The organism is Ideonella paludis (genome assembly GCF_018069865.1).
Taxonomy (GTDB): Bacteria; Pseudomonadota; Gammaproteobacteria; order Burkholderiales; family Burkholderiaceae_C; genus Ideonella; species Ideonella paludis.
Genome location: NZ_JAGQDG010000004.1, coordinates 308,373 through 334,102, shown reverse-complemented (window position 1 = coordinate 334,102; position 25,730 = coordinate 308,373). Strand labels below are relative to the sequence as shown.

25 protein-coding genes are annotated in these 25,730 nt (G+C 64.2%); 14 read left to right on the top strand and 11 right to left on the bottom strand.

Annotation, left to right across the window (positions count from 1 at the left end; translation table 11 throughout):
* The first annotated feature begins 147 nt into the window (after window positions 1-147).
* From KAK11_RS11965 to KAK11_RS11935, 7 genes are all read left to right on the top strand, one after another.
* Window positions 148-1,866 (top strand): amino acid adenylation domain-containing protein, encoded by a 1,719-nt coding sequence (locus KAK11_RS11965; RefSeq protein WP_210809355.1) that lies wholly within the window; start codon window positions 148-150, stop codon window positions 1,864-1,866.
* On the top strand, window positions 1,863-3,242 hold the full coding sequence (locus KAK11_RS11960; RefSeq protein ID WP_210809354.1) for an FNR domain-containing protein: 1,380 nt from the start codon (window positions 1,863-1,865) through the stop codon (window positions 3,240-3,242). The genes KAK11_RS11965 and KAK11_RS11960 overlap by 4 nt, the downstream gene beginning before the upstream one ends.
* A gap of 60 nt (window positions 3,243-3,302) precedes the next feature.
* Window positions 3,303-4,070 (top strand): enoyl-CoA hydratase-related protein, encoded by a 768-nt coding sequence (locus tag KAK11_RS11955; RefSeq protein ID WP_210809353.1) that lies wholly within the window; start codon window positions 3,303-3,305, stop codon window positions 4,068-4,070.
* A 57-nt stretch (window positions 4,071-4,127) separates the two neighbouring features.
* The gene (locus tag KAK11_RS11950) at window positions 4,128-5,102 is read left to right on the top strand and encodes a YncE family protein (RefSeq protein WP_210809352.1); all 975 of its coding nucleotides are present in this window, start codon (window positions 4,128-4,130) and stop codon (window positions 5,100-5,102) included.
* A gap of 5 nt (window positions 5,103-5,107) precedes the next feature.
* Window positions 5,108-5,698, top strand: a complete 591-nt coding sequence (locus KAK11_RS11945) for a hypothetical protein (RefSeq protein ID WP_210809351.1) — start codon at window positions 5,108-5,110, stop codon at window positions 5,696-5,698.
* Window positions 5,698-6,381, top strand: coding sequence for a class I SAM-dependent methyltransferase (locus KAK11_RS11940; protein WP_210809350.1), 684 nt, complete (start codon window positions 5,698-5,700; stop codon window positions 6,379-6,381). Before KAK11_RS11945 ends, KAK11_RS11940 begins: the two co-directional genes overlap by 1 nt.
* Window positions 6,382-6,602: 221 nt before the next feature.
* Window positions 6,603-7,049 (top strand): DUF2846 domain-containing protein, encoded by a 447-nt coding sequence (locus KAK11_RS11935; protein WP_210809349.1) that lies wholly within the window; start codon window positions 6,603-6,605, stop codon window positions 7,047-7,049.
* A 13-nt stretch (window positions 7,050-7,062) separates the two neighbouring features.
* Here the strand turns inward: KAK11_RS11935 and KAK11_RS11930 are convergent, their stop codons facing one another.
* On the bottom strand, window positions 7,063-8,001 hold the full coding sequence (locus KAK11_RS11930; RefSeq protein ID WP_210809348.1) for a sterol desaturase family protein: 939 nt from the start codon (window positions 7,999-8,001) through the stop codon (window positions 7,063-7,065).
* Here KAK11_RS11930 and yidD point away from each other — a divergent pair.
* Window positions 7,955-8,689, top strand: coding sequence for a membrane protein insertion efficiency factor YidD (gene yidD, locus KAK11_RS22290; RefSeq protein ID WP_375140681.1), 735 nt, complete (start codon window positions 7,955-7,957; stop codon window positions 8,687-8,689). The genes KAK11_RS11930 and yidD overlap by 47 nt on opposite strands.
* A 456-nt stretch (window positions 8,690-9,145) precedes the next feature.
* Window positions 9,146-9,688 (top strand): GNAT family N-acetyltransferase, encoded by a 543-nt coding sequence (locus tag KAK11_RS11920; protein WP_210809346.1) that lies wholly within the window; start codon window positions 9,146-9,148, stop codon window positions 9,686-9,688.
* A gap of 76 nt (window positions 9,689-9,764) precedes the next feature.
* Here the strand turns inward: KAK11_RS11920 and KAK11_RS11915 are convergent, their stop codons facing one another.
* On the bottom strand, window positions 9,765-10,625 hold the full coding sequence (locus KAK11_RS11915) for an endonuclease (RefSeq protein ID WP_210809345.1): 861 nt from the start codon (window positions 10,623-10,625) through the stop codon (window positions 9,765-9,767).
* Window positions 10,626-10,677: 52 nt separating this feature from the next.
* Between KAK11_RS11915 and KAK11_RS11910 the strand changes: the two genes are divergently transcribed.
* Window positions 10,678-11,193, top strand: coding sequence for a hypothetical protein (locus tag KAK11_RS11910; RefSeq protein WP_210809344.1), 516 nt, complete (start codon window positions 10,678-10,680; stop codon window positions 11,191-11,193).
* A gap of 128 nt (window positions 11,194-11,321) precedes the next feature.
* Window positions 11,322-14,279: an HD domain-containing phosphohydrolase gene (locus KAK11_RS11905; RefSeq protein ID WP_210809343.1), complete on the top strand. Its 2,958-nt coding sequence runs from the start codon at window positions 11,322-11,324 to the stop codon at window positions 14,277-14,279.
* Window positions 14,280-14,324: 45 nt separating this feature from the next.
* Here KAK11_RS11905 and KAK11_RS11900 read toward each other — a convergent pair whose 3' ends face one another.
* The 6 genes from KAK11_RS11900 to mnmH all read right to left on the bottom strand — a co-directional run bounded on the left by KAK11_RS11900 (window position 14,325) and on the right by mnmH (window position 19,197).
* Window positions 14,325-14,948, bottom strand: coding sequence for a glutathione S-transferase family protein (locus tag KAK11_RS11900; RefSeq protein ID WP_210809342.1), 624 nt, complete (start codon window positions 14,946-14,948; stop codon window positions 14,325-14,327).
* Between the two features lie 99 nt (window positions 14,949-15,047).
* On the bottom strand, window positions 15,048-15,887 hold the full coding sequence (locus KAK11_RS11895; protein WP_210809341.1) for a hypothetical protein: 840 nt from the start codon (window positions 15,885-15,887) through the stop codon (window positions 15,048-15,050).
* Window positions 15,871-17,421, bottom strand: coding sequence for an alkaline phosphatase (locus tag KAK11_RS11890; RefSeq protein ID WP_210809340.1), 1,551 nt, complete (start codon window positions 17,419-17,421; stop codon window positions 15,871-15,873). Before KAK11_RS11890 ends, KAK11_RS11895 begins: the two co-directional genes overlap by 17 nt.
* A gap of 21 nt (window positions 17,422-17,442) precedes the next feature.
* Window positions 17,443-17,922, bottom strand: coding sequence for a CreA family protein (locus tag KAK11_RS11885; RefSeq protein WP_210809339.1), 480 nt, complete (start codon window positions 17,920-17,922; stop codon window positions 17,443-17,445).
* Window positions 17,922-18,059: a hypothetical protein gene (locus KAK11_RS11880; RefSeq protein WP_210809338.1), complete on the bottom strand. Its 138-nt coding sequence runs from the start codon at window positions 18,057-18,059 to the stop codon at window positions 17,922-17,924. Before KAK11_RS11880 ends, KAK11_RS11885 begins: the two co-directional genes overlap by 1 nt.
* A gap of 61 nt (window positions 18,060-18,120) precedes the next feature.
* Window positions 18,121-19,197 (bottom strand): tRNA 2-selenouridine(34) synthase MnmH, encoded by a 1,077-nt coding sequence (gene mnmH, locus KAK11_RS11875; protein ID WP_210809337.1) that lies wholly within the window; start codon window positions 19,195-19,197, stop codon window positions 18,121-18,123.
* Window positions 19,198-19,357: 160 nt separating this feature from the next.
* On the opposite strand from mnmH, the gene KAK11_RS11870 reads away from it, so the two are divergent.
* Entirely contained in the window at window positions 19,358-19,759 is a 402-nt protein-coding gene (locus KAK11_RS11870) for an SRPBCC family protein (RefSeq protein ID WP_210809336.1), read from the top strand.
* A 41-nt stretch (window positions 19,760-19,800) separates the two neighbouring features.
* Here the strand turns inward: KAK11_RS11870 and KAK11_RS11865 are convergent, their stop codons facing one another.
* From KAK11_RS11865 to KAK11_RS11855, 3 genes are all read right to left on the bottom strand, one after another.
* Entirely contained in the window at window positions 19,801-20,865 is a 1,065-nt protein-coding gene (locus KAK11_RS11865) for a calcium:cation antiporter (RefSeq protein WP_210809335.1), read from the bottom strand.
* A 101-nt stretch (window positions 20,866-20,966) separates the two neighbouring features.
* A complete protein-coding gene (locus KAK11_RS11860) occupies window positions 20,967-21,407 on the bottom strand; it encodes a hypothetical protein (RefSeq protein ID WP_210809334.1) in 441 nt (146 codons plus the stop codon).
* The gene (locus KAK11_RS11855; protein ID WP_210809333.1) at window positions 21,404-22,531 is read right to left on the bottom strand and encodes an ABC transporter substrate-binding protein; all 1,128 of its coding nucleotides are present in this window, start codon (window positions 22,529-22,531) and stop codon (window positions 21,404-21,406) included. The genes KAK11_RS11860 and KAK11_RS11855 overlap by 4 nt, the downstream gene beginning before the upstream one ends.
* A 492-nt stretch (window positions 22,532-23,023) precedes the next feature.
* On the opposite strand from KAK11_RS11855, the gene KAK11_RS11850 reads away from it, so the two are divergent.
* Together KAK11_RS11850 and KAK11_RS11845 are read left to right on the top strand one after the other, a co-directional pair.
* Window positions 23,024-23,488 carry a (2Fe-2S)-binding protein gene (locus KAK11_RS11850; RefSeq protein ID WP_210809332.1) on the top strand — a complete coding sequence of 155 codons (465 nt, stop codon included), beginning with the start codon at window positions 23,024-23,026 and terminating at the stop codon, window positions 23,486-23,488.
* A gap of 5 nt (window positions 23,489-23,493) precedes the next feature.
* On the top strand, window positions 23,494-25,650 hold the full coding sequence (locus KAK11_RS11845; RefSeq protein ID WP_210809331.1) for a xanthine dehydrogenase family protein molybdopterin-binding subunit: 2,157 nt from the start codon (window positions 23,494-23,496) through the stop codon (window positions 25,648-25,650).
* The last annotated feature ends 80 nt before the right edge of the window (window positions 25,651-25,730 follow it).

Genomic DNA, 25,730 nt, shown 5'->3' with positions numbered 1-25,730 from the left:
GCTCACAAAGGGGTAGTCGCTGTGAGTGCCGATTCCTGACAACTTTCGGTGCCCGAATCGCCATCAATTGCTGAGCAGACCGTGACGTATTTGTGATCTTTGCTTCCTAAAGTGCCCAGCCATGTGTCCTGCCTCTATGGAGATCCCATGGCTCAACCTGCACTGAACCCCAGCTATCCACTGGCGTCTTCCCTGACTTTGAATCCCGCTGCGCTTGGTTTACAGCCGGGCTTGGAGCGTTGGACAGCGCCGCCGGCCAATCAGCCGCTGATGCGTGCGCCCCAGCCGCTGACTCCCCCGCCCAGCCCGCTGCAAGAGGCGATTGCGCGTACTGACTCCCGCTTCGTGAGCTTTGGCTGGGGGCCTCAGCAACGCTTGCCCTTTGAGTGCGTGCATCACGCCATCGAGGCGCAAGCGCAGCAGCAACCCGACGCCTGGGCGGTCGAACACCAAGGCCAGGCCTGGACCTACGGCCAACTCAATGCTTATGCCGAGTACTTGGCCCGCCGCTTGGAGGCGCAAGGCGTGGTCCGGGGTGACCGCGTGGGCGTGTTCCTGCAGCGCGGCTTTCCCATGGTGGTCAGCATCTTGGCGATCTTGAAGGTGGGGGCCGCCTATGTGCCGCAAGACGCAGGTGTCGTGCCCGCGCCCATGTTGCGCCAAGTGATGGACAGCGCCGGGATTCAGGTGGTGCTCAGCACGGCGTCCTTCATCCCTGGCTTGCCCCTGGCGCGGGACGACGTGGCGATCGATGTGCAAAGCCTGTGCAGCACCACGCCGCCCCCGGCCCATCCCTCGCGCCTGCGCAAGCCTTATGTGGCCGGCTCAGATTTGTGCTTTGTGCTCTACACCTCGGGCACCACCGGGAAGCCCAACGGCGTGATGGTGACGCACCGCAATGTCTGCAACATCATCCACACCGCACCCGGCAACTTGGGCATGGCGCCCGGCCAGCGCGTGGGCCAGGTGCTGAACATCGGCTTTGACATGGCGGCCTGGGAGATTCTGGGTTGCCTTTCGCATGGCGCGACGCTGGTGATCCGCGGCAAAGACTTTGCCGAGACGGCGGCCACCGTGAACGTGCTGATCGCCACGCCCTCCATCTTGGCCAAGCTGGACCCGGCGGCCTGCCCCCACATCCAAGCCGTCGCCCTGGCCGGTGAGCCTTGCCCGCGGCCTCTGGCCGAGGCCTGGGCCGCCCGCTGCGCCTTTCACAACGGCTGCGGCCCCACCGAGGTGACCATCGTCAATACCTTGGCGCAGTTCAAGCCGGGTGACGAGGTGCTGAGCATCGGCACCCCCACGCCCAACAACACGGTCTATGTGTTGAACGAAGACATGCAGCCCTGCGCCATTGGCGAGGTGGGCGAGATGTGGGCCGGCGGCGACTGTGTGAGTGCCGGCTACATCGGCAACCCTGGCTTGACGGCAGAGCGCTATCGCCCCGACCCCTTCCTGGGAGGCGGTCGGATGATGTTCCGCACCCGCGACCTCTGCCGCTGGACTGAGCAGGGCCAATTGGAGCACTTCGGCCGTGTGGACGACCAAGTCAAGGTGCGCGGCTTCCGGGTGGAGCTGGATGCCGTCTCCACCGTGCTGGAACGCAGCCCCGGCTGCCGGCGTGCCGTGACCTTGAAGGCCAACAGCCGCGACCTGGTGGCTTTTGTCACCCCGGCCACGGTGGACGTGGCCGACGCCCAAGACCAGGTGCGCCGCAGCCTGCCCTACTACTGCGTGCCGGCCCTGGTGATTGCCATCGATGAACTACCCATGACCGAGCGCGGCAAGGTGGACAAGCGCTTGCTGCTGGCGCAAGCCCAGCCGCTGCTCGATGCGCACAACGCTTCCCTCGGAGAGACCGCATGACGAACACGTCAACCCCCACCGGCATGGCCACGCCGGTGCCAGACTTCAGACCTGCCCCCCCTCAAGATGGCGCGCCCAGCGCGTGGCGCCGCCTGTGGTCCCACCCCAAGATGATCCAGTACCACCGCTTGTTTGCGTTGGTGGTGTTGGTCAACGCCTGGGTCGCTTACAGCGGTTTTCAAGGGGGTTGGTGGGCCGATGCTCAGCACGCCGCCATGGGCAGCATCGCCCAGGTCATGCTGGCCAATTTCGCCATGGCGATTCTGGTGCGCCAGCAGTATGTGGTGAATGCCTTGTTCTGGCTGGCCACGCGGGCACCCACCTCTTGGCCGCTCAGCGTGCGCTGGCAGTTGGCCAAGGTCTATCACTTTGGCGGCCTGCACAGCGGTGGCACCACTTTGGGCTCCGTCTGGTTTGCAGTGCTGCTGGCCACCCAGGCTTGGCACGTCAGCGCAGGCGGTCAGGGCGTGTCGGCGCTCACCATGGGCTTGGGTGTGGCCTTGCTGCTGCTCCTGGGCGGCATCATCGCCATGGCCTTGCCGAGCTACCGCGCCAAGCAGCACAACCGCTTTGAGATGATGCACCGCTTTGGCGGCTGGACGGCGCTGGCGCTGTTCTGGGCCCATGCCGTCAGCACCGTGGCCGATGGCCTGCCGGCAGGCCAAGCGCTCGGAGCCAGCTTGGCTCGCCAGGGTGAGGTGTGGGTGTTGGCACTGCTCACCTTCAGCATCCTGCTGCCGTGGCTGCGCTTGAAGCGCGTCAAGGTGGAGATCACCAAGCCCTCTAACCACGCCGTGGTGGTGCGCTACAACTATGGCGACGACGCCTTTCCGGGCTCATCCAACACCGTCAGCTTGAACCCGCTGATTGAATGGCATGCCTTTGCCAACATCCCCGCACCGGGTGAAAAGGGCTTTCGGCAGATCATCTCCCGCGCTGGTGATTGGACGGGTGCCTTGATCGACAAGCCGCCCACTCATCTGTGGGTCAAGGGCATCACCACCTGTGGGGTGGCCAACATCGAAGTGCTGTTCAAGAAGGTGGTCTATGTGGCCACCGGCAGCGGCATCGGGCCCGTGCTGCCCCACCTCTTGGCAGACAAGCTGCCCATGCACTTGGTCTGGGCCACGCGCAACCCGCGCAAGACCTATGGCGACGCCTTGGTCGACGAGATCTTGCAAGCCAACCCCGAGGCGCTGATTTGGGACACAGACACCCACGGCAAGCCCGACCTGGTGGCCTTGGTGCTGGAAGCCGTGCGCCGCACGGGCGCCGAAGCAGTGATCTGCATTGCCAACCAAAAGCTGACCCAGGCGGTGATCCAGGGCGTGGAGCTGCGCGGCATTCCGGGCTATGGCGCGATCTGGGACTCCTGAAGCCTGAGCGCACCTTGCCGGCCGTCACTGCCTCTCACACTCTTTGAAAGAACCTTTCTCATGTCTCACCCGATTGTTGAACGCCATGAACGCGTGGTGCTGGTGCGCCTCAACCGCCCCCAAGCCTTGAACGCCCTGAACTCTGAATCACTGGGCGCGCTGATGAGCATCCTCCAGCCTTTGGATGCCGACCCCAGCGTGGGCTGCGTGGTCATCACCGGCTCGGACCGGGCCTTTGCGGCCGGCGCTGACATCAAAGAGATGCAGCCCCAGACCTATCAGCAGATGAACGATGCCGACTACTTCGCCGGCTGGGAGCAGTTTGCCCGCTTGCGCTTGCCGCGCATTGCGGCTGTGGCCGGCTATGCGCTGGGCGGCGGCTGCGAGCTGGCAATGATGTGCGACATCATCTACGCAGCGGATAACGCCAAGTTTGGCCAGCCGGAAATCAAGATCGGCGTGATCCCCGGCATGGGCGGCTCACAGCGCCTGACCCGCTTGATCGGCCGCAGCAAGGCCATGGACATGATCCTGACCGGCCGCATGATGGATGCAGTGGAAGCCGAACGTGCGGGCTTGGCCGCGCGGGTCTTCCCCTTGGCTGAGTTGCTGCCCAAGGCGCTGGAAGCGGCGCACACGATTGCCAGCTACGGCCGCACCAGCGTGCTGGCCGCGCGCGAAGCCGTGCACTGCGCTGAAGAGATGAGCTTGGCCGAGGGCGTGCGCCTGGAGCGCCGCGCCTTCCATGCGCTGTTCGCGACGCACGACCAGAAAGAAGGCATGCAGGCCTTTATCGAAAAGCGCCCGCCGCAATTCAGCCGTCCTTGAGTTGGCGTGTTCACGCCCATCCCGTCGACTTGATCGACATTTTTGAAGGAAGTACCGATGAAAAAGACTCTGATCCTCGCCACCTTGCTGGCCGCTGCGGCGCACAGTCAAGCCGGTGTGTTTGGCAGTGAGACTGTGGTGGTGGCCAACCGTGGCGGTGGCAGCCTGAGCGTCATCAACGCCAAGAACGACCGGGTCAAGCGCACTGTCAGCATCGCGGGGTCTGAGCCCATGTACGTGGTGTATGTGCCCAAGACGGACCGTCTGTATGTGGGTGACCGCAAGCAGAACAAAGTGCATGTGCTGCACCCCGGCACCTTCAAGGTTCAGCGCTCTATCGCCGTGGGCAATGGCGTGTTCCACATGTGGGCTGACGGCAAGGGCAAGCAGCTGTGGGTGAACAACGATGTAGACAACACCATCTCGGTCATCAATCTGGCCGATGGCTCGGTACGCACGATCAAGGTGGATGCCAAACCCCATGATGTCTACCTCACCAAGGATGGCAAGACAGCCTTTGTCTCGTTGTTGATCGACGGTGCACCGGACAAGGTCTATGCCTACGACACAGCCAGCCTCAGCAAGACGGGCGAAGCCGTGGTGGGAGAAGACCCTCATCTGTTCTTCATGGAGCAAGCGCAGCAGCTCTACGTGCCTTGCCAGACGGGTGGCATTTATGTGCTCAACCGCAACCTCAGTGCTGCCGCCAACACCATTGCACTCACGGGCACGCACGGCATCTATGGCAGCCGAGATGGGCGTTTTGCATACGTTACCAACCTGCCGGGAAATCAACTTTACAGCGTGGATACTGGCGACCAATCTCTGGTGGGTACAGCACTGAACACCACGGTAGTTACACCACACAACGTGGTGATCAACAAGCGAGACAATAAGCTTTTCGTCACCCACTCTGGCCCGGTGGCCGACAAGGTCACGGTCTACAGCGTCTCGCCCGATGGCGCGTTGGCGCAGACCAAGGTCTTGACGGCGGGTGTGAACCCCTTCGGTTTGGCTTACTACAAGCGTTAATTGCAATGACAAACGCCCGCATTCAACCTAGGTCAACGCCACTCATCAAGACATGGGCGGCGGCCCTGGTGAGTGCGGGCTTGGCCGCCAGCGCTCAAGCCTGGGAGCTGACCGGCAGCAAGACCATCACCGCCCACACCAACGACCAACAGCGCTTGGTGGTGGGCACGGTCAACTTCCAGCCCCAAGCGGATGGCCGCACCCGCTTTGTGGTGGAGATGGCCCACCAGGGCTTCAGGGACCACTTCCTGTCCATGAAGGAGTTCAAGTGCCTGGAAGGTCCGACCGAGCTGGCCTGCCATGTGCCCTATCCCTATGCCCAGCCCGGCACCATCCAGGGTAACGATTTCGCTTGGCTGGAACACCAGCTGATGTTTCTCTACAAGCTTCCCAAAGAGTTTGGCGCCAAACTTTGGAATGGCTTGTACTTCAAGCTAGAGCGCGGAGAGTGCGGCCTGGTGGGCAAGCCTCAGGCCATCGATCTGAACCACATCAGCGCACCGCCGCAGCGCCTGGATGTGCCGCCCTTCAAGCCTGCCCTGCGGGACGACATCACACCGGGAGTGCGCTGGATCAGTGGCATTACCATTGAGTGATGACTGATCTTCAAGCCCTTGATGCCTTGTTCGCCGACCGGCAAGACACCTGGTGGGACGGCTTCTACGCCCAACGTGCCAAGCCTGTTCCCTTCTTTGTCGATGCGCCCGATGAGAGCTTGGTGGAGTGGGTCACGGGCAGTCCATCAATGCCAGGTCGAGCCTTGGACCTGGGTTGTGGCAATTGCCGCAACTCGGTGTTCTTGGCACGGGCAGGCTTTACGGTTGAGGCCTTGGACTTCTCCGCCACGGCCATTGACTGGGCGCAGCAGAACGTGGCCAAGGCGGGGGTCTCGGTACACCTTTCTCAAGCGTCGGTGTTCGAGTGGCCAGGGCCCGCGCAGCCGGTGGATTTGATCTGCGACTCAGGCCTATTTCATCACTTGCCGCCGCACCGAAGAGCAGGCTATGTGGAGCGCGTCGCGTCTTGGCTCAAGCCGGGCGGCACACTGGCCATGACATGCTTCAAGCCCGAAGGCGGCAGCGGCCTGAGCGACGAGGACGTCTATGCTCGCCAATCCCTGGGCGGCGGCCTGGGCTACACCGAGGCACAACTGCGGTCCATCTGGGGAGAGGCCTTCGACATCCAAGTGCTGCGGCCCATGCAGGCTTATGCCAAGGAGGCTGCGGTGTTTGGCCTGCCGTTCTTGTGGGCCATGAGGGCGCGGCGGAGTGTGCCGTGAGTCGATGTATCGGGTAGGTGGTTACCCTTCATGGGCTGGTCGAATCAGTGAAAGTCCGCGCCAATCTCCTTGGCTGTGGGATCGTCAAAGCGCTGTGTAGGCCTTAGCATCTTGATGTGCCAGAGACGATTTGCAGCTCCGCTGTCGGGCCCGCATTCGGTTTGGCGCAAAGGAGTGCGAGCGGTATTGCACTCCGATAACCATGGCATCGAGGAGGCCACATGTTCAGTCGTCGTTTTGTTTCTGCGTCTTTCGTCATTGCTGCAGCCGTTTTGGCAACGGGCTGCGCCAGCGTCAACAAGGCCTCTGCCGATGCAGATGCCCAAGCCAAGCAATTCACCCCCAAGCCGGGCATCTCGCAGGTTTACGTCTATCGCAATGAAACGCTGGGTGCCGCGCTGTCTATGCCCGTGACCGTGAATGGCAAGCTGGCGGGGGCGACCGGCCCCAATTCCTTTTTCAAGTTCGACTTGCCGGCAGGCTCGCACACGCTGACTTCTCAGGGCGACACTTCCAAGTTGACCCTGCAAACCGAAGCTGGAAAGCTCTACTTCGTGTGGCAAGAGGTCAAGATGGGCATGATGTCCGGTGGCTCCAAGCTGCAGTCTGTGCCGGAGGCTCAGGGCAAGAAGGGCGTGCTGGAGTGTTCGCTCATTCAGCAGCAGTAAGCAATCTTCTTGTTCAAAAAGTGGCGCCCTCGGGCGCCACTTTTTCATCCATGTCATTCGGCCGGAAAGTGCTGGCGATGGGTATGGGGGCGACGGCGGGAGGTGTTTCTGACAAATGCACTGAGTTGGGGGTCTTGTGCAGCAGCAATGGCCGCTGCACCGCTGGATACAACCACTGCTCCAACCAAGGAGCCTGGGTGTGGGCATGAGTCTCGGGCAGGCCGTAGGCTTTCGGATAGCGCCGGGTGAAGTAAGCCGTGCCCAGCAGCACATCCCAGATGAACAGCAGGTTGCCGTAGTTGCCGGTGTGGCGGCCGATGCCATCGGCTTCGCTCAGAGCATGGTGCGCGGCATGGGTGGCCGGGGTGGAGATCAAGCGCTCCAGCACCCAGGCCACCGGCCGCAAAGCGCGGCGGCGGAAGAGAAACTCGTCCCAGCGGACGGCAGAGTGGGCTGACATGATGACGGTCAGCTTCAGCGTGGTGTAACCCACATAGACCCAACCCATGCCCAAATACACCAGCAGGCCAGAGAGCCACAGGCCTGGCAGCGTCAGGTAGTAGAACGCATTGTTGCGAAAGGCGACCCGAACGTTGACATAAGGGGCCGTGTGGTGCGGCCGGTGCAGCGGCCACAGCACCGAGGTGTGGCAGAGACGGTGCCAGAGGTATTGCACCAAGTCATCGGCCAAGAAAAAGCACAGCAGCATCAGCCAGACCGGCCAGTCCGCCAACGTCTGCCGTGCGTCGGGCCAGGCCAGTCCGGCCAAGGCCTGCGCTAAGTTCAGCACCGTCAAGGAGCCCAGCAGCAGCGCAGCGCCACCAGCGATGTCCAACTTGGCATCATCGCGGCTGCCACGAGGGTCGTTAAAGCGCCCGAGCCGCATCTCTGCGACCGCAAAGGCGATGAACACGCTGGCCAAGGCCAACACCTGCAATGTTTGCGGTGCCATGTGGAGACTCCTTCCTCACCTGCTTGTGATGAGACCCGAGTACTGCAAGGTCCGGCTGCTGCCGTACTGTAGGGGGTTTGTGAGCGAGAACCAAGCGGCTTCGCTCGTAAGATGTTGTGTCGAAACTCTGCTTGGGCTCATGCAAACTCATGCGTCGTCAACGATGTCCAGGCTGTTGCGCTGGGCCGTGTTAGGTGGCATCACGGCCTATCAGCGCTTTGTGTCGCCCCACAAGGGCTTTTCCTGCGCTTACCGTTGCCACATTGGCCGCGCCAGTTGCTCACATTTGGGTTGGCGGGCCGTGCGGCGCTGGGGCGTTCCGGGCGGACTTTCGGTGCTGAATCAACGCCTCTTCATGTGCGGCGTGGCCTTTAGGCGCTATGGGCCTCTGCAGCCCCAACGCCGGGTTTATCGCGGCCCTTGGTCGGCCCAGCAGGGTTTGTGTGACATCGGCTGTGATGCGCCTTGCGACATGCCCGGCGATGCGTCCTGCGGTGGCAGTGGCGGCCGCTCAGGGTGTGGGTTTGGAGATGTCTTCAGCTGTCTTGATTGCTCATGCTGCGATTGGCGAGACCGTCGCCGTTCACCGCCCAGTTCGCGCCGCAAGGGCAAGGGCTGGGGCAATGAGACGGATGTCTACATTCCGCCCAACTCAGGAAGGCGCAAGGGGGGAGAGCGGGCGCGTTGAGTTGGGTGGCTTTGGCGGCGGGTGCTTGCTGAGGGCGGCCTGCTGAGGTGGGGCGTGCGCTGCCGCAGGCCGTGGCCCGGGGCTCATGCATCGGCGGTCGGCTAGAGCCGACTCCCTTCGGTGCTCGGTCAAGCGCGTGCGCCGTCAAACTCCCTCCGCTCGCCTTCGGCTCACTATGGTCAAACAGTGACGGCGAGCATGTTCTCGAAGCGCGCGTGACCACGCGCCACGCCCTCGCCCTGCGCGCCTCAGCACCGAAGAAATCGCCCCGGGCCACGGCCTGTGGCTGCGCAAGGCGGGCGTCGGCGGACTGCTTGGCGATTTGGGGTGGTTCGCCGTGTAGAGACGATGCGGGCGAGCGGCTGCGACGATTCGCTGTGTCGGGCCAGTACAGTGAGAGCAAGCAGGCTGGTTTTCATCATCCGGCAGCAACCCAGCTACTTACTTGGATCTTCCATGACGACCGTCCCTGACCTCTTGCCCCGCCACGGCACAGCCATCCTCCTGCGCCGCCTGTCCGTCGCCGACCTCGCTGCTTTTCAGGCCTATCGCACCGATGCCGAACTCGGCCGCTATCAAGGCTGGTCGGCGATGTCGGACGCAGACGCCTGGACGTTCCTCGATGAGATGAACAAGGCGCCGTTGTTCAGGCCGGGTCAGTGGGCGCAGATCGCCATCGCTGAGCCGCAGACTTCAGCGTTGCTCGGCGATATCGGCTTGTATCTGGCGCCTGATGCGCGCGAGGCTGAGATCGGCTTCACGTTGGCTCGCCATGCTCAGGGGCGAGGGTTGGGGACGGCGGCGGTTCGTGAAGCGCTGCAGCTTATCTTTCTTTCCACAGCGGTGGAACGCGTCAACGGGATCACTGACGCCCGCAATCATGCGTCCATCGCACTGCTGGAGCGCGTGGGCATGCGCAAGATTGAAGAGCGGACGGTGGAATTTCGGGGCGAGGTTTGTGTCGAGCTTGTCTACGTCCTCAAGCGCCACGAGGGTTGAGCGCTGAACTGAATGCTTGCGAGTGGCCTGGCAGGTCGGATAGACCAACGCAGGCCCGAGAAGGCGCCCCATCAGCCTAGGCGCGACTTGGCCACCGCACCAACTCCTGCTCCCCCATCAACAGCGGCCGCATCAAGATGCGGTAGCTGTCCATGTCAAAGGCGGGTGAGGGCAGGGCTTTGGGGGCGCGGCGCTGCGGGGGGCCTTCCAGGGTGCCCAAGTAGCACCATTGGTCCAGCACATGGGTTTGCACCCAATCGCCGTCGCGCTCCACCAAGCCCACCGCCCCGTCAAAAGGCCAGTGCCGCACTTCCCATTCGGCCAGCGCGGCGCGCAGGCGTTGGTGGTGGGCCTCAGGGCTTTCTTGGCCGATGCAGGCCCCATGGCAGCGGCCCAGTTGGCGGGCAAAGCAGCCGCGTCCCAGGTTTTGCTCCAGCCCCAGCATGACCTGACACAGGCCCAACTCTTCAGCCCGGCTGCGCAAGGCTTGTTTGGCGGCGTGGGCCGAGGCGAACAGGCCATAAAGCCCCTCGGTGGCGGCAAAGTTGAACTGCCGGGAGTTGACCAACTCGGGCGGCTGCAGGGCGGTGGGCAGGTGCCAGGCGCAGAGCTGCTTGCTGCGGCGCAGGCGCACATTGAACAGGGGCTGCTGGGTCTTGATGAGGTGCGACTCCAGCAGCAGCGCGCCCACCTCACCGGCGGTGCGCTGCCAGCTCACGCGGCGGGTCTGGGCCATCATGTGGGCTTCTTCTGGCGCACGCAGGTGTTGCTGCACCCGCGCCCTCAGGTTGATGCTCTTGCCGATGTAGAGCGGCAGCCGGCCTTCCCCGTGAAAGAAGTACACCCCGGGTGCGGTGGGGATGGGGCTCACATCCTCCAGCGGGGTGGAGGGCAAGGCGGGCAGGGCAGCGGGCGAAGACACAGCGGCTTTGGGCATGGCAGTGGCTGCCATTGTGCAGCGGCCCACCGGGGCCTCTACACTGCCTGCCATGAGCATTCATGAAGACCACGACGACCTCACCTCGGACTCCGCCGCCACCATTTTTGAGCCCCGCCTGTGGCGCGACAAAGGCTGGACCGCCAAGGTGATCAAGAACGAAGACGATGACGGCTGGGCCGTGGCCATGACCTTGGAGGGCGAGGCCGAGCCGGCCCTCGTCGGCCCCTGGACCATGGGCCGCAACAAAAAAGACCCCAAGCCCTTGGACGTGAACGCCTTCAACACCTTGGTCAAGACGGCGTCTGAGGTGATCCGGCGGCACGAGCAGCAACTGCAGGCCCAACTGCACAAGCAGATCACCGTCAGCTGTGCCCAAGGCCGGGTCACCGTGAGCCTGGACATCGAGCCCGACGAGGAGCAGCCCCGGGCCCGTTTGAGCGCACATGACGAGGGCGGCGACCTGCTGGCCGACTGCGCCGCGCCGCTGAGCTTCAAGCTCGACCGCGCCAGCGCCACGGCCTGGGCAGACGGGGGATTTCAGCGGCCAGAAGGCACGGAGCGCTGAGGTTCGCAGCGGCTTGCGCTAAGGTATCTGCTGGTCTGGCCGATGACCCCTAGAGGTGTCGGTTCCTGGCGCAGCGCATGGCGGTGCTAAGCGGGGGCAGGCCGCTAGTTTTTGAGCAGTACGTCACTATGCACTCCGCGCCCCGCCGCCGTTTCTCTCTGCACCTTCATCTGACCACCTTGTTTGTGGCCTTGCTGGCTTTGGTGGGCGGCACGCTGGCTTGGCTGGCGACCAGCCGCAGCGCCAGCATCATTGAGACCGCGGCTCAAGATGTCAGCCTGCGCGTGGTGCGCGAGGCTCGCAGCGAATGGCAGCAATTGCTCACCCCTGCGGAGTCTGCCGTGGCGCTGTTGTCTCAGCAGGCCGTGCTGCGTGCGGGATCGCTAGAAGACCGTCTGTCGCATCTGCCCTTGGCCTTGCAGACCTTGGCCTCGGCCCCGGCCGCCACCTCGCTGTATGTGGCCTATGCCAACGGCGATTTTTTGCTGGTGCGCAATGTGCGCTCGGCCGACGAGGCCGCGGTTCTCAAGGCTCCGGCGGGCACCCGCTTTGCGGTGCAAAGCATTGAGCGCGACGCCGAGCGCGACGTGGGCACCTTTGTGTTCTTGAACGCCCAGCAGCAAGAGCTGCAGCGCGAGATCCGGCCCGACTACACCCGCTACGACGCGCGCGAGCGCGACTGGTACACCCGGGCCATGACGCACAGCGGCGTGGTGCGCACCGAGCCCTATGTGTTTTTCACCAACCGCAAACAGGGCCTGACCCTGGCCCAGCGCACCGCGGTAGAGGGCGTGGTGGTGGGCATTGACATTGAGCTGGACACCTTGTCCGACGTGCTGCGCCGCCAAAAGCTCACGCCCCATACGCAGATGGTGCTGATGGACAGCCAGCGCCGGGTGCTGGCCAGTGCCAGCGCAACGCCCCTGCCTGTGCCCACGGACGCCCAGGGCAAGCCGCGCCTGGCAACCTTGGCTGATTTGGCGCTGCCGGCACTCTCCAGCTTGGCCGCTGCGCCCCTGCCCCGCGATAGCCAGCCGCAAGCCGTGCATACCGACACCGGTCGCTGGCAAGTCGTGGTGATGCCGCTGCAAGAGCAAGCGCAGCAGACGGTGGTCCTGGCCTTTGCGGTGCCCGAAGACGAGCTGTTGGCCGGCGCCCGAGCCCTGCGCGACGAGCTGCTGCTGGCCATCATCGCGACCTTGTTGCTAGCCCTGCCTGCAGGCTGGTGGATGGCGCGGCAGATCTCGCGGCCCGTGCAGCAGCTGGCGCGCCACGCCCGAGCGGTGGAGCAGTTTGATGTCAGCACGCCCGTGGATGTGCATTCGGTGGTCAAAGAGGTCGACGATTTGGCGCGCGCCATGCAAAGCATGAAACGCACCATCCGCCGCTTTCTGGACATCAGCACGGCCGTGGCCTCGGAAGAAAACTTTGACCGGCTGATGCCCCGTCTGCTCAACGAGATGATTGACGCCGGCGAGGCTGCCGGCGGCTTGCTCTTCCTGGCCGATGGCCAAGGCCGCACGCTGGAGCTGGTGGTGGCGGCCCACTTGGCCGAGACCCAAACCGTGGCTGACCCCCAAGCCTTGCCGCCCGAGGCCTGGCCGCAGGTGCTGCGAGAGGCCGTGGCTCGGCCCGGGGCGGGCGCCCTGGCTGGGCAGGTGAGCGCCGACGAGCTGCGGCGTGTGCTGGGCGCCGTGCTGCCCCAGCGGCGCGGCGACGCCGACCACGACGCCGTGGCGGTACCGCTCTTCAACCGCCAACATCAATTGGTGGGCGCCTTGCTGCTGATGGACGTGCGCCGCAGCGACCAGGCCATGCTGAGCTTTGTCAGCGCGCTGTCGGGCACGGCGGCGGTGTCGCTGGAGACGCGCGAGCTGATCCGTGCGCAAAAGGAGTTGTTCGAGTCCTTCATCCGCATGATCGCCTCAGCCATCGACGCCAAGAGCCCCTACACCGGCGGCCACTGCGCTCGTGTGCCTGAACTGACCAAAATGCTGGCCCGCGCGGCCTGTGAAGACCAAGACGGTGCCTTTGCCGACTTCCAACTCAAGCCCCAAGACTGGGAGGCCGTGCATGTGGGCGCCTGGCTGCACGACTGCGGCAAGATGACCACGCCCGAGTTTGTGGTGGACAAGGCCACCAAGCTTGAAACCCTGTACGACCGCATCCATGAGATTCGCATGCGCTTTGAGGTGCTTAAGCGCGACGCCGAAATCCGCATGTGGAAGTCGGTGGTGGCGGGCGAGGTCAGCAGCGTGGCCCACGCCCGCTTGATGCATGAGCTGGCCGAGTTGGATCATGAATTCCGTTACGTGGCCATGTGCAACGAAGGCGAAGAGTTTGTCTCGCCCGAGCGCGCGGCCCGCCTGCGTGAGATCGGCAGCCGCACCTGGATGCGCACGCTGGACGACCGCATCGGCATCTCCCGCGAAGAGCGCCAGCGCAAGGCGGCGGCCCAGCCCGCGCCCACCTTGCCCGTGGCCGAGCCCCTGCTGGCTGACAAGCCCGAGCACCTGATCCCGCATGACACACCGCCGGTCACCGCCCCCGGCAACCGCTGGGGCTTCACCATGGCCGCACCGGAGTGGCAATACAACCGAGGCGAGCTGGCCAACCTCAGCGTGCCGCGCGGCACGCTCACGCCCGAAGAGCGCTTCAAGATCAACGACCACATCGCGCAGACCATCGTGATGCTCTCGCAACTGCCGTTCCCCAAGCACTTGCAACAGGTGCCTGAGATCGCCGGCAGCCACCACGAAAAAATGGACGGCACCGGCTACCCACGCGGCCTCAAAGGCCCCGAGATGAGCCCCGTGGCCCGCATGATGGCGCTGGCCGATGTCTTCGAAGCCCTGACCGCCGTGGACCGCCCCTACAAAGAGGGCAAAAAGCTGTCCGAGGCCATCCGCATCCTCTCCTTCATGAAGCGCGACGGCCACATCGACCCCGACGTCTTCGAGCTCTTCCTGCGCTCCGGCGTCTACCGCCTCTACGCCGCCCAGTTCATGAAGCCTGAACTGATCGACACGGTGGATGTGGAGAGCTATTTGGCCAAGCGCAACACGGACTTTGCGGTGTTGAGCTGAGGAGTACCAGAAGCGAGTGGGCGGGCTGTGGGGTTGAGGGGCGACTCAAGCGTAGGCGTAATCGCCACCCTTTTGGAGTGCGGCTTGGTAGGCCGGGCGGGCGTGGATCTTTTGGAGCCAGGCCATGGTGGCCGGGCGCGAGGTGCCGAGGCCTGCGCGTGAAACCGCAGCTTCGAGCGGGAAGCTCATCATGATGTCGGCGGCGGTCAGGGCATGGCCTGCGAACCAGGGGCGCGAGGCCAGCACTTGCTCCACGTAGTCCAGGTGGACGTCCACCATGGGCTGTACCTTCTTCACCGCGATCCCGCCGATCAGCGGCACTTTGCTCATGGCCAGCATCAGCAACAGCGTGGGCATGACGGAGCCTTCGGCGTAGTGCAGAAACTGGCGGTAGTGGCGCAGGCCTTCATCAGGGTCAGTGGGGCCGAGGCGCCCGGTTTTCTCCACCAAGTATTCACAGATGGCGCCGGTTTCCACCAGCTTGAGCGGGCCGTCCTCCAGCACGGGCGACTTGCCCAGCGGATGCACCGCCTTGAGCTCGGGCGGGGCCAGCATGGTGGCTTTGTTGCGCTGGTAGAAGCGGATCTCGTAGGGCAGCTCCAGCTCTTCGAGCAGCCACAGCAGGCGTTGCGAGCGGGAGTGGTTCAGGTGGTGAACGATGAGGGACATGCGCTTTTCCAGCAAGGCGAAAGATCTGGAGGGTGGTGGCTTCAGAGGCCACTGGAGCGTGAAGTCTCTTGAGAGGCCTTTGTGTGCATGAAGCTCAGCTCAATGCTCATGCGCCGCCCGCCAGCCGTTCATCACATCCAGGCGCTCGGCCTTGGCGGCAAAGTCTTTGTCGAGCAGGTCACCCAGGTCGGCGGCATCGACTTGTTCGAGGCTGCGCCCAGCGCCATTCGGCAGGGGCCATGTGGCCAGCGGGGCGGGGTGATGGCTGATGAGCCGCCATTCCAGCGCGCCTGATGGGCCTGAGGCTCCATGGCTGCTTCGGCGGGTGATCCTGAGCGGCAGTTGCAGGGCCTCGCTCCAGAGTGCTTCTTGGGCAGGGCCGCCTGAGGTGCCGCCGCCCAGGGTCAGCCGCCACTGGCCGGCGGTGCTGTCGGGCGATGATGCCCAAGCAGCTAGGTCGGCAAAGCGCTGCAGGGCGGGCCAATGCGGCCGCAGGCCCAGGGTCAGCAGCTCGCCGGGGCTGTAGTGCACACTGCGGCGGTCGGCCAAGAAAAAGCGCTCAAAGCTGACTTGGCCTTGGGGGCTCAAGCGCCAGACTTCTTCGTGCTGCGGCTTGATGAGGTGGACGCTGTCGGCCTGGCGATAGAAGTACCAGTCTTGCACCGGCCCGCTGGGGACTTGGCGCACTTGGAAGTGGGCTGCCAGGGGCTGCGGAGCGCCTTGCATCCAATGGGGGGGGCTGGACGCAGGGGCAGCCGTCGGCAAAGCCGGGGCGGCAGCCAAAGCGCCCGCTGCGGGCAAGAGGCCGACGGCGAGCAGCCCGCCCAGGAGAGTGCGGCGCCGCAAAGCCGGCCTTGGCGATGAGGCGTCTCGCCGGGCAGCGGCTGCGGCCACTGCCCACACCTCCGCCCGAAAGCCTCGGTCAGAAGCCAAAGGCATGGCGCATGACGTGGAAGATCCAGTGCTGCTCCATGGAGCCGCGCACAAAGTGGGCGCGCGGGCCTCGGGCGTAGACGGCCACTTCTTCGCCACCGTGGGTTTCAGAGCTCAGGGGCACGGTGGCCTCTTGCAAGAAGTTCAGGTCAGCCGTGTTCACCCCGGTCAGGTCGGGGCGGCCGCCTTTGCGGGCGCCGGGGCCGTTGGCATAGCCCAGGGTGGTGTAGGGCAGGCCGTTGGCGTCTTTGGACAGGGCCGGGGCTTGGCCGTCGACCTCGGGGACATCGCGCACCAAGCCCAAGATGTCATTGCCTCGGTGCGGATAGCCTGCCACGGTGAAGGTGTGGCTATGGTCGGCGGTGACGATGATCAGCGTCTCGCTCTCTTTGGTCAGTGCCATGGCAGCCCGCACGGCGTTGGAGAGCTCGATGGTGTCGCGCAGGGCGCGCGCTGCATTGCCGGCATGGTGGGCATGGTCGATGCGGCCGGCCTCGATCTGCAAGAAGTAGCCCTTGGGTTGGCGCGCCAGCAACTCGATGGCCTTGCGCGTCATTTCCGTGAGCGATGGCTCGCCTGCAGGGTCTTGGGCGCGGTCGGCTTCATATTGCAAGTGCGAGGGCTCAAACAGACCCAGCACGAAGGGGTCGTCTTGCGTCTTGCCGGCTGCAGTGATGGACTCAAATTGCGCTTTATTCCAGACAAATCGTGCTTGCTTTCCCCGGCTGGCCAGCCACTCTTGCGTCAGGTCTCGGCCGTCCAGGCGGCGGCCTTGCAGCTTGGGATATTCCGGGTCTTGCACCGGGCCGCTGGCATTGGTTTTGGGCAAGAAGTTGGTGCGCCCACCACCCAGCACCACGCGCAGGCTTTGGCGCACGGTGGGCGAGACTTCAATCAACTGGCGGGCGATGTCCTTGACCTCGCAGCCCGCCGGCAAGTTGGCGTCGGACTCCCAATCCCGCATGGGCGTGTGGGCGTAGTTGGCCGCCGGCGTGGCGTGGGTGATGCGCGCCGTGCTGACGATGCCGGTGGCCTTGCCCTTGGCGGCCGCCAGCTCCAGCAAGGTGGGTACGGTGGTTTGCGCCAGCCGCGCGGCATTGCATTCGCCGCGGGCGGTTTCATGGGTGACGGAGAGCATGCCCTCGCGAGTTTTCACGCCCGTGACCATGGCGGCCATGGTGGGGGCAGAGTCTGAGGTTTGCTGGTCCCAGGAGTAGGTCTTGGACAGACCCAGGTAGGGAAAAGTCTCGAAGGACAGGCGGTTCTCTTCGCCGGGCTTGCCCTGCAACTGGCCTTCCAGAATGCGCGCGGCCGTGAGCGTGGAGATGCCCATGCCATCACCCACAAACAAGATGACGTTCTTGGCCGGTGTCGCGATGGGCTTGAGCGCCTTGCCTTGGGCGATGAACTGCTGGCCCTGGGTGACCCAGTCCTTCACGCTTTCAGGGCCTTGCACGGCGGGTGTCGCAGCCAGGGCGGCTTGAGCCCAGGCCAGCGTCAAAGCCAGGGCCAGGGGAGTGGAGTGATGCAACATAGACATTCGGCGCTCGGTGCGCCGGGCTTACTTGACAGGAATGGGCGTGCTGCGCTCCACCGCCACGGCGGTGACGCTGTTTTGCGGCGAGCCTTCAATCACGCGGTCGGAGTAGGTGAGGTAGACCAAGGCATTGCGCTGGGTGTCCACCATGCGCACGATGCGCAGCTTTTTGAAGACCAGCGAGATGCGCTCGTTGAACACCTCTTCTTGCTGCGGCAGGGGCTTGGCAAAAGAGATGGGGCCGACTTGGCGGCAGGCGATGGAGGCTTCTGACTTATCTTCGGCCAAGCCCAATGCGCCCTTGATGCCGCCGGTCTTGGCGCGCGAGACATAGCAGGCCACGCCAGAGACCTTGGGGTCGTCATAGGCCTCGACCACGATTTTGTGGTCGGGGCCGATGAACTTGAAGACCGTGTCCACCTCGCCAATGCTTTCTGCGTAGGCCGTGTTGAGCCCGACCAGACTGCAAGCTGCCAGCGCAGCCAGGGAGAGGAGCTTGCGCATCACTTGTTCTTCAGCTTGCCACGCACCGGCACCACGGTGACAGGCGCGACGGGGCGGTCTGAGCCAATGGGCTTGGCCGGGCCGCTTTCCTTTTTGGGCTTCTTGGCTTCTTTGCTGCTGCGTTGTTCCTTGCCCATGATTCCTCCTGGTGGTGGGGCTGCCTGCAGCCCGGTTGGGCTGTACGCTGGATTGTGGCGCTTAAGTGGGGCGAATCAAGGGGGGCTGCGCGACAGTCCCTAAGACCGCATGGGCCACGTCTTCGATCCCGCCATCATCCAGACGTGCTGCAGCGATCGGCCGCCGCTCCGCCCATCGCTTGAAGTTGCCACTCTGCGAGCGGGCGTACAGCGGGTCATAGTGTTGGGTGGCCAGCGCTTCAAACAAGGGTGCCAGGGCTTGTTCATGGGCCCAGGCTTGCCATTGGGCCACCACCTGCCCGCCGTGGGCCTCGCGCAGGACAGACAAGCGGCGGGCCAGCGCAGCGGGGTCATCCCCCAGGTAGGCGTAGTCGCGCAGCAGATAGGCCAGGCGAGTCTCCACACTGGCGCAGATCTCCAGGCAAGGCGCGGCGCGCAGGCGCTCGACCAAGGGCGTGGGCAGCGCGATCTGCCCAATCTTGCGACTCTCCGCCTCTATGAACACCGGGCGGTTTAAGTCCAGTCCTTCCAGCACCGTGGCCAAATGCGTCTCAAACGCCTTCTGGCTGGGCTGGGCCTGGCCGGGCCAGTGGCCCAGCAGCGAGCCTTTGTGCCGCGCCAAGCCTTCCAGGTCGATGACCTGCGCGCCTTGAGCCGAGAGTGCATGCAGCACCCGAGTTTTGGCGCTGCCGGTGGGGCCGCACAGCACCTGCAGCGGTAACTGCGGGGCGATGCGCGCAATGGTTTCGATCACATGCTGGCGCCAGCGCTTGTAGCCGCCTTGCAGTTGTTGGGCATCCCAGCCCACCATGCGCAGCCAGGTCACCATGGAGCCGCTGCGCATGCCGCCGCGCCAGCAGTACACCAGCGGCTTCCAGCTACTCGGCATGCCTGCCAGGCTCTGCCGCAAATGGCGGCCCAGGTTGGCTGCCACCATGCCGCCGCCCAAGCGGCGCGCCTCAAACGCACCGTGCTGCTTGTAGAGCGTGCCCACGATGCGGCGCTCTTCGTCGTCCAGCACCGGCAAGTTCATGGCACCGGGCAGGTGGTCTTCAGCAAACTCCAGGGGCGAGCGCGCGTCAATCACCGCATTGAACAAATGCCGGTCTGTAACGGTGGTGGGGCCGCGATGGGTCATGGGCGTGAGGCGGAAGGAGCAGAGCGGAGGTGAGGGCGCTTCATTGCGCGAGTTTCTCACGGCCTCCGCAGCCCATACGGAGGAAGACGCCCGCTATAGTCTTTGCGACCGCCGTGCAGACTGCCGGCACTTCATGTTGCCCTTGCTTGGAGAAGCGTCTATGAGGATCACTGTTTCCACCACTGTCGCCGCGCCACTGCCGGAAGTCTGGCGTGCCTACACCACCCCAGAAGACATCATGTGTTGGAACACTGCCTCACCGGATTGGCACACCACAAAGGCCACGGTTGACCTGCGGCCCGGCGGCAAGTTTTGCTCTCGAATGGAGGCCAAGGATGGTTCCTTTGGCTTCGACTTTGAGGGCGAATACACGCGAGTGGAGACGCATCGGCGCATTGACTATGCATTTGGCGACCGAAGCGCCACCGTTGTGTTCGACCAGGGCCCAGAGGGCGTCACCGTGACCGTCAGCTTTGACCCTGAAACGACTCATTCCGAGGAGCAACAGCGCGAGGGGTGGCAGTCCATCCTGGATAACTTTGCACGCTACTTGCGAGCGTAAGTCCTTGGGCGACGACCGTTGCTTTCATTGGTTGTGCGGCCTCAAGGCACAAACGTCAAAAACAAAAACGCCGCGAACACCACCAGGTGGATCGCCCCTTGCATCAGGTTGGTGCGGCCTGAACCCAAGGTGATGGCGCCGACGATAAAGGTCAGTACCAAGAGTGCCATGTCCTTGGGCACCAAGCCCAGGGTCAGTGGCAGATCGAGCCAAATGGATGCCAGCACCACCAGAGGGATGGTCAGGCCGATGGAGGCGAGAGCCGACCCAATGGCCAGGTTCATGCTGGTCTGAAGGCGGTTGGCCCGGGCAGCCCGGATGGCAGCCCAGGTTTCCGGGGCTAAGACGATGATGGCAATCAAGGTGCCCACCACGGCAGTCGGGGCCTGCCATTGGCGCACCAGCGCCTCCAAGGTCGGGGATAGCAATTTGGCCAAGCCCACCACGGAGACCAGGGCCACGATCAGGAGCGCAAAGCTGCCCACTGCTTGGTGGGCTGTCGGCGGTGTCGCATGCACGTCCTCATCCGCCGCATCTTGGGCGGGCAAAAAATAGTCGCGGTGGCGCACGGTCTGGATGAAGACAAACACCAGCCACAAGATTAGCGAGCCTGCCGCCACGAACAGCAGTTGTGAGGCCGTGTAGTTGGCTCCCGGCGCACTGGTGGTCAGGCTGGGCATCACCAAGACCAAAGTCGACATCACCACCAGCGCGGCCATGCCCGAGCCGGTGCCCTCGATGCGAAAGTTCTGCTCTTTGTGCCGCAGGCCGCCCGCCAACAGGCACACCCCCACCACGCCGTTGCAGATGATCATCACCGCAGCGTAGATGGTGTCGCGTGGCACCGTAGCCGCGTTAGCGCCCCCCGCCAGCATCATGGAGAGGACCAGCGCCACTTCGATCACGGTGACCGACAGCGCCAAGACCAGCGTGCCGTAGGGCTCTCCCACTCGGTGAGCAATGACCTCGGCATGGTGCACCGAGCTGATCACCGCCAGCACCAAGGCTGGGACGGCCAGCCACAACAGCACACTCAGCGTCGGCCAGATCAAGCCGGCGGTGAGAGTGGCAGCGCACAGCAGTGGGTAGGCAATGAAAGCATGCATGGCGGTATTCTGACCGCGATGCCGGGGCCATCATGATGGGAGCCGGGGATCGCCCCGGTCGTCCTTGAGGTCTCTGTCAGACGCCTCTCAGGGCTGATGGATCAGCGTCCGGGGCTGCTGATCGTGCGGCCATCGGGCCGCTCTGAGCCCTCGTGCTGTCCAGGCTCCATCGCATACTGGCCAAACGCGGGTTCGCGCTGCCAGGTGGGCGTGCCGGGCTCAGCACGCCAGCCTCTGAGGGGCAGTGAGCGCTTTGCAATGTGACGCCAGGTGCTGGCTTGGCGGCGCAAGGCCAATACGGCGGCCACATACTCAGCCGCCCGGCCGGCAAAATCGAGGCTGACGATGAAGCTCATGGTCGCATCACCCACGCCGTAGACAAAGGGCAGCATCAGGGTGCGCAGCAGCAATTGCGTGCCCGACTTGCCCAAAGAGTAGGCGGCGAGCTGGGTGTCGTCACGCCAGCATTTCAGAACTTGGGGAACGTAATACAGGGGAAGTAGAAGGCCGGCCGCCACATAAATCACCTGTGTGACGTTCATGCCTTGATCTCCCCGGAGCCGCTCTTGCGGACAACCTGCAAGTAGTGATAGCCCACGTTTTGCGTATCAAAGGCGACGCGAACGCCCGCCAGGTCGATCGGTCTCTTGAGTGCAGTTTGCAAGCTGCTGCGCTGGCCGTCCGGCACTTTGCTCAGGGCTGCACTGAGTACCGAGCCGTACATAAAGCCTTCAAACGCCGTGAGCGAGCGCAGCGCCTCAGGTCGCTTCGCCGCCTCGGCCAGGCGCCTGAAGCGGCCGGCCAATTCAGTGGTGCTGGAGCGTGGCAGCGGAAAGGCCGACACCAGGCCCAGGCCCGCGAGGCTCTTCTCGGTGGAGTCCGCCAATTGCCGCGTCGCGCAAAAAGACATGCAGAACACGGGGTTCATGAAGAACTTGGTGGTGCGCGCGTGCGTCACGCCTTTGACCATGGGCGCCACGATCATCAGCATCAGCAGTGCACCTGCTTTGTGCTGAATGTCCACCGCCTTGTCGACCGCCTGGATCACGTCTTTGCCCGTGCGCTCGGCCGCCACCGCCGATGCGATGGTCAGGCCCAATTTGGCCGCCGCCACTTTGACGTGCTCCATGGACGACTTGCCAAAGGCGTCGTCCGAATAGACCACGGCCAAGCGGTCCAGACCGGCGCCCTTGATCGTGGAGAGCATCAGCGTCAGCTCATCCGAAAAAGAGGCTCGCAGATGAAACACCAAGGGTGAGCCGTCGCGTAACTCGGCGGCCCCAGAGCGCAAGCCCACCACCGGCAGGCCACCTTTGATGGCCACCGGCAGTGCGGCCTTGGCATGGGGGGTGCCCACAATGCCCGAGGCGGCGATGATGCTGCGATCTTTGCTGAACTTGTCGATCAGGCGAACGGTCTCGTCCGCGCTGGCCTTGTCGTCTTCCCAGACGGGATCTATCTCTAATCCGCTTTGTTCGGCATGTGCAAAAGCCAACTCGTAGCCCAAGCGCAGGTCCGCAGCCACCTCGGCTTGCACCCCGGTGAAGGGCAGGGCCAGCCCGACCCTGACCTTGGGTGCAGCCCGCACCACGCTGGGCCATAGCAAACCCGATGACGCGGGCAACGCCAACGCGCCCGCGCCTTCCAACAACGTCCGCCTCTTCATTTTTTCCTCCCGAGCCTGATGAGCGCTCGGCCAACGATTTATTGCTCTCAGCCGTCAACGCCATCTTGGTGTCAAGAGGTTTGTTGCGGCGTCGTCTTTTTGGTTTATTGGCACTCTGAGTTAACTACAGAGGTGAGCCAACAAGCGAAAGTCTAAACGAGCTGGTGCTGACAAAGTCTGACGCTTAAGACTTGCGTTACAGCTAGACACACAACCCTGGCCTCATGAGCCTGTGGTGTGGCAAACGTCTTTGTAACCCCACGTCATGGCCGTGCGGTGACAGGCGGGTGCCTGGCGGTGAATCCACCGCATGGGCGTCGTCTGCTTGCAACGGAGTTGCGCTGGAAGTTAACGGGGTTTGTCTTCTTCAGCGCGAAGTGCAGGTGTCAGTGGTCGCGTCACCCTGCGGGTAGGGCATCGGCCGCTCAATCCACGGGCTTCTCGGTTTGAGGCAACATAGGCGGCATCTCTGTCACCCTTGTGGAGAACCCGATGAAACTCACCGTCAACGGCAAAGCCGTGACCCTGGATGCCGACCCCGAGATGCCGCTGCTGTGGGCCTTGCGAGAGGATTTGCAGCTGACAGGCACCAAATTTGGCTGCGGCATGGCCCTGTGCGGGGCATGTACGGTGCATCTGGACGGCCAGCCCGTGCGCGCTTGCCAGACCCCGCTGTCGGCAGCAGCGGGCAAGCGGGTCACCACCATTGAAGGGGTAGGCGCCAGCAAGGTGGGCAAGGCCGTGCAGGCCGCTTGGGTGGCGCAAGATGTGCCGCAGTGTGGCTACTGCCAGTCGGGCCAGATCATGAGTGCTTGCGCGCTGTTGGCCAAGAAGGCCAAGCCCACGGATGCCGACATCACCCAGGCCATGAGTGGCAATCTGTGCCGCTGCGGCACCTACAACCGCATCCGCGACGCTGTCAAAGGCGCGTCGGTGATCTTGACGGCAGGAGCCTGAGCACCATGAGCAAGACCACTCCCACCGAGGACACCTTGTCCACCACGCGCCGTGGCTTTTTGGCGGGCTCTGGCGCTACCGCGCTGACCTTGAGTTTTGCGTTGCCCAGCACCAGCCGTGCGGCGGCCACTGCCGCCAGTGACTTCGTCCCCAACGCCTGGCTGCGCATCACGCCCGATGGCGAGATCACCATCCTGTGCGGCTCGGCTGAGATGGGCCAGGGCGTGCTGACGGCCATCCCGATGATGATTGCCGAGGAATTGGATGCCGACTGGCGCCGCGTGCGGGTGCAGCAAGCCCCCGTCGACAAGGCCTATGCCAACCCGGCGTTTCAGATGCAGGCCACCGGCGGCTCCACCACGGTGCGCGGCCATTGGGAAGTCGTGCGCAAGGCCGGCGCTGCGGCGCGCGCCATGCTGGTGGCCGCCGCGGCTGAGCAATGGAAGACCACACCGGACAAGTGCCGCACCCAGGTTGGCCGGGTGATCCATGCGACCGATGGCCGCACGGCCCGCTACGGCGACTTGGTGGCCTTGGCTGCCAAGCAAACCGCGCCCGCCAACCCGCCGCTCAAGGCCGCCAAAGACTTCAAGCTGATCGGCCAGCCCCTGCTGCGCCTGGACACGCCGGGCAAGACGGATGGCAGCGCCAAGTTCGGCATCGATGTGAACTTACCCGGCATGCTGGTGGCCGTGATGCTGCGCTCGCCCCTGCCCGGCGTGAAGCCCGGCACGGTGGACGACGCTGGAGCCAAGGCCGTGAAGGGCGTCAAGCAAGTCATCAGCTTGCCCTCTGGTGTGGCGGTGCTGGCCACGGGCTACTGGGCCGCCAAAAAGGGCCGCGATGCCCTGAAAGTGAGCTGGGATTGGGGCGACAAGGCCGGCCTCTCCAGCGCCAAGATCAGCACCCAGTTGCGCGAGGCAGCGGCCACGCCGGGCGCGGTGGCCAAAACCGAGGGCGATGCTGCGGCCCAGCAGCCCGCTAAGCGCGTCGAGGCGGTGTATGAGGCGCCTTACTTGGCCCATGCCTGCATGGAGCCCATGAACTGCACGGCCTGGGTCAAGGCAGACGAGGTCGAGATCTGGGCCGGCACCCAAAGCCAAGGCCCGCTGCAGGGCATCCTGTCGCAAGTGGCGTCGGTGCAGCCCGGCAAGGTCAAGGTCAACACCATGATGCTGGGCGGGGGCTTCGGCCGCCGCTTTGCACCCGACTTTGTGATCGACGCGACCCTGCTCTCTAAGATCTCGGGCCAGCCCGTCAAGCTGATCTACACCCGTGAGGACGACATGGCGGCCGGTTACTTCCGCCCTGCTGCCGTCACTCGTTTCAACGGTGGCGTGGATGCGGCAGGCAAGCCGGTGTTGTTTACCGCCAGCGTGGCCTCGCCGTCCATCATGGCGGCCTCGGGCTTCATGAAGATTCCTGAGAGTGGTGTAGACAGCTTTGCGGTGGAAGGCATTGCGGACCACCCCTACGACATCCCGCATCAGCGCATCAGCTATGCGCGCGCCGAGCCGGGGCCGCAGGTCTGGTTCTGGCGTTCAGTGGGGCACTCGCAGAACAGCTTCTTCATGGAAGGCTATATCGACGAGCTGGCCCATGCGGCGGGCAAAGACCCGTTCGAGTTCCGCCGTGGTTTGCTGGGCAAGAGCCCGCGCCACCTCAAGGTGCTGGAGCTGGCTGCACAAAAGGCGGGCTGGGGCAAGCCGCTGCCCGCAGGCCGCCATCGTGGCATTGCGGTGGTGTCCAGCTTTGGCACCGTCGTGGCCGAGGTGGCCGAGGTCTCGGTCGCCAAAGACGGCACGCCCACCGTGCACCGCGTGGTGGCGGCGGTCGACTGCGGGCAGGTGGTCAACCCGGAGATCATTCACCGCCAGATCGAAGGCAGCGTGGTGTTTGGCCTCACGGCCGCGCTCTATGGCCAGATCACCTACAAAGACGGTCAGGTCGAGCAGGGCAACTTCCACAACTACCCCTTGATGCGTTTCAATGAAATGCCCAAGGTGGATGTGCATATCGTGCCCAGCACCGAGGCACCGGGCGGCATCGGCGAGCCGGGCACGCCGCCCATTGCCCCGGCCGTGGCCAATGCCCTCTTTGCGGCCACGGGCAAGCGCTTGCGCAGCCTGCCCTTTGACACGGCAGCACTCAAGAGCGCTTGAGCAGCCGCCCTCGGCCTGCGCGGGAGCGTGGGCCGAGTACCCCACATCGTGTGGGGATTACGGATGACGCCAAGCTGACA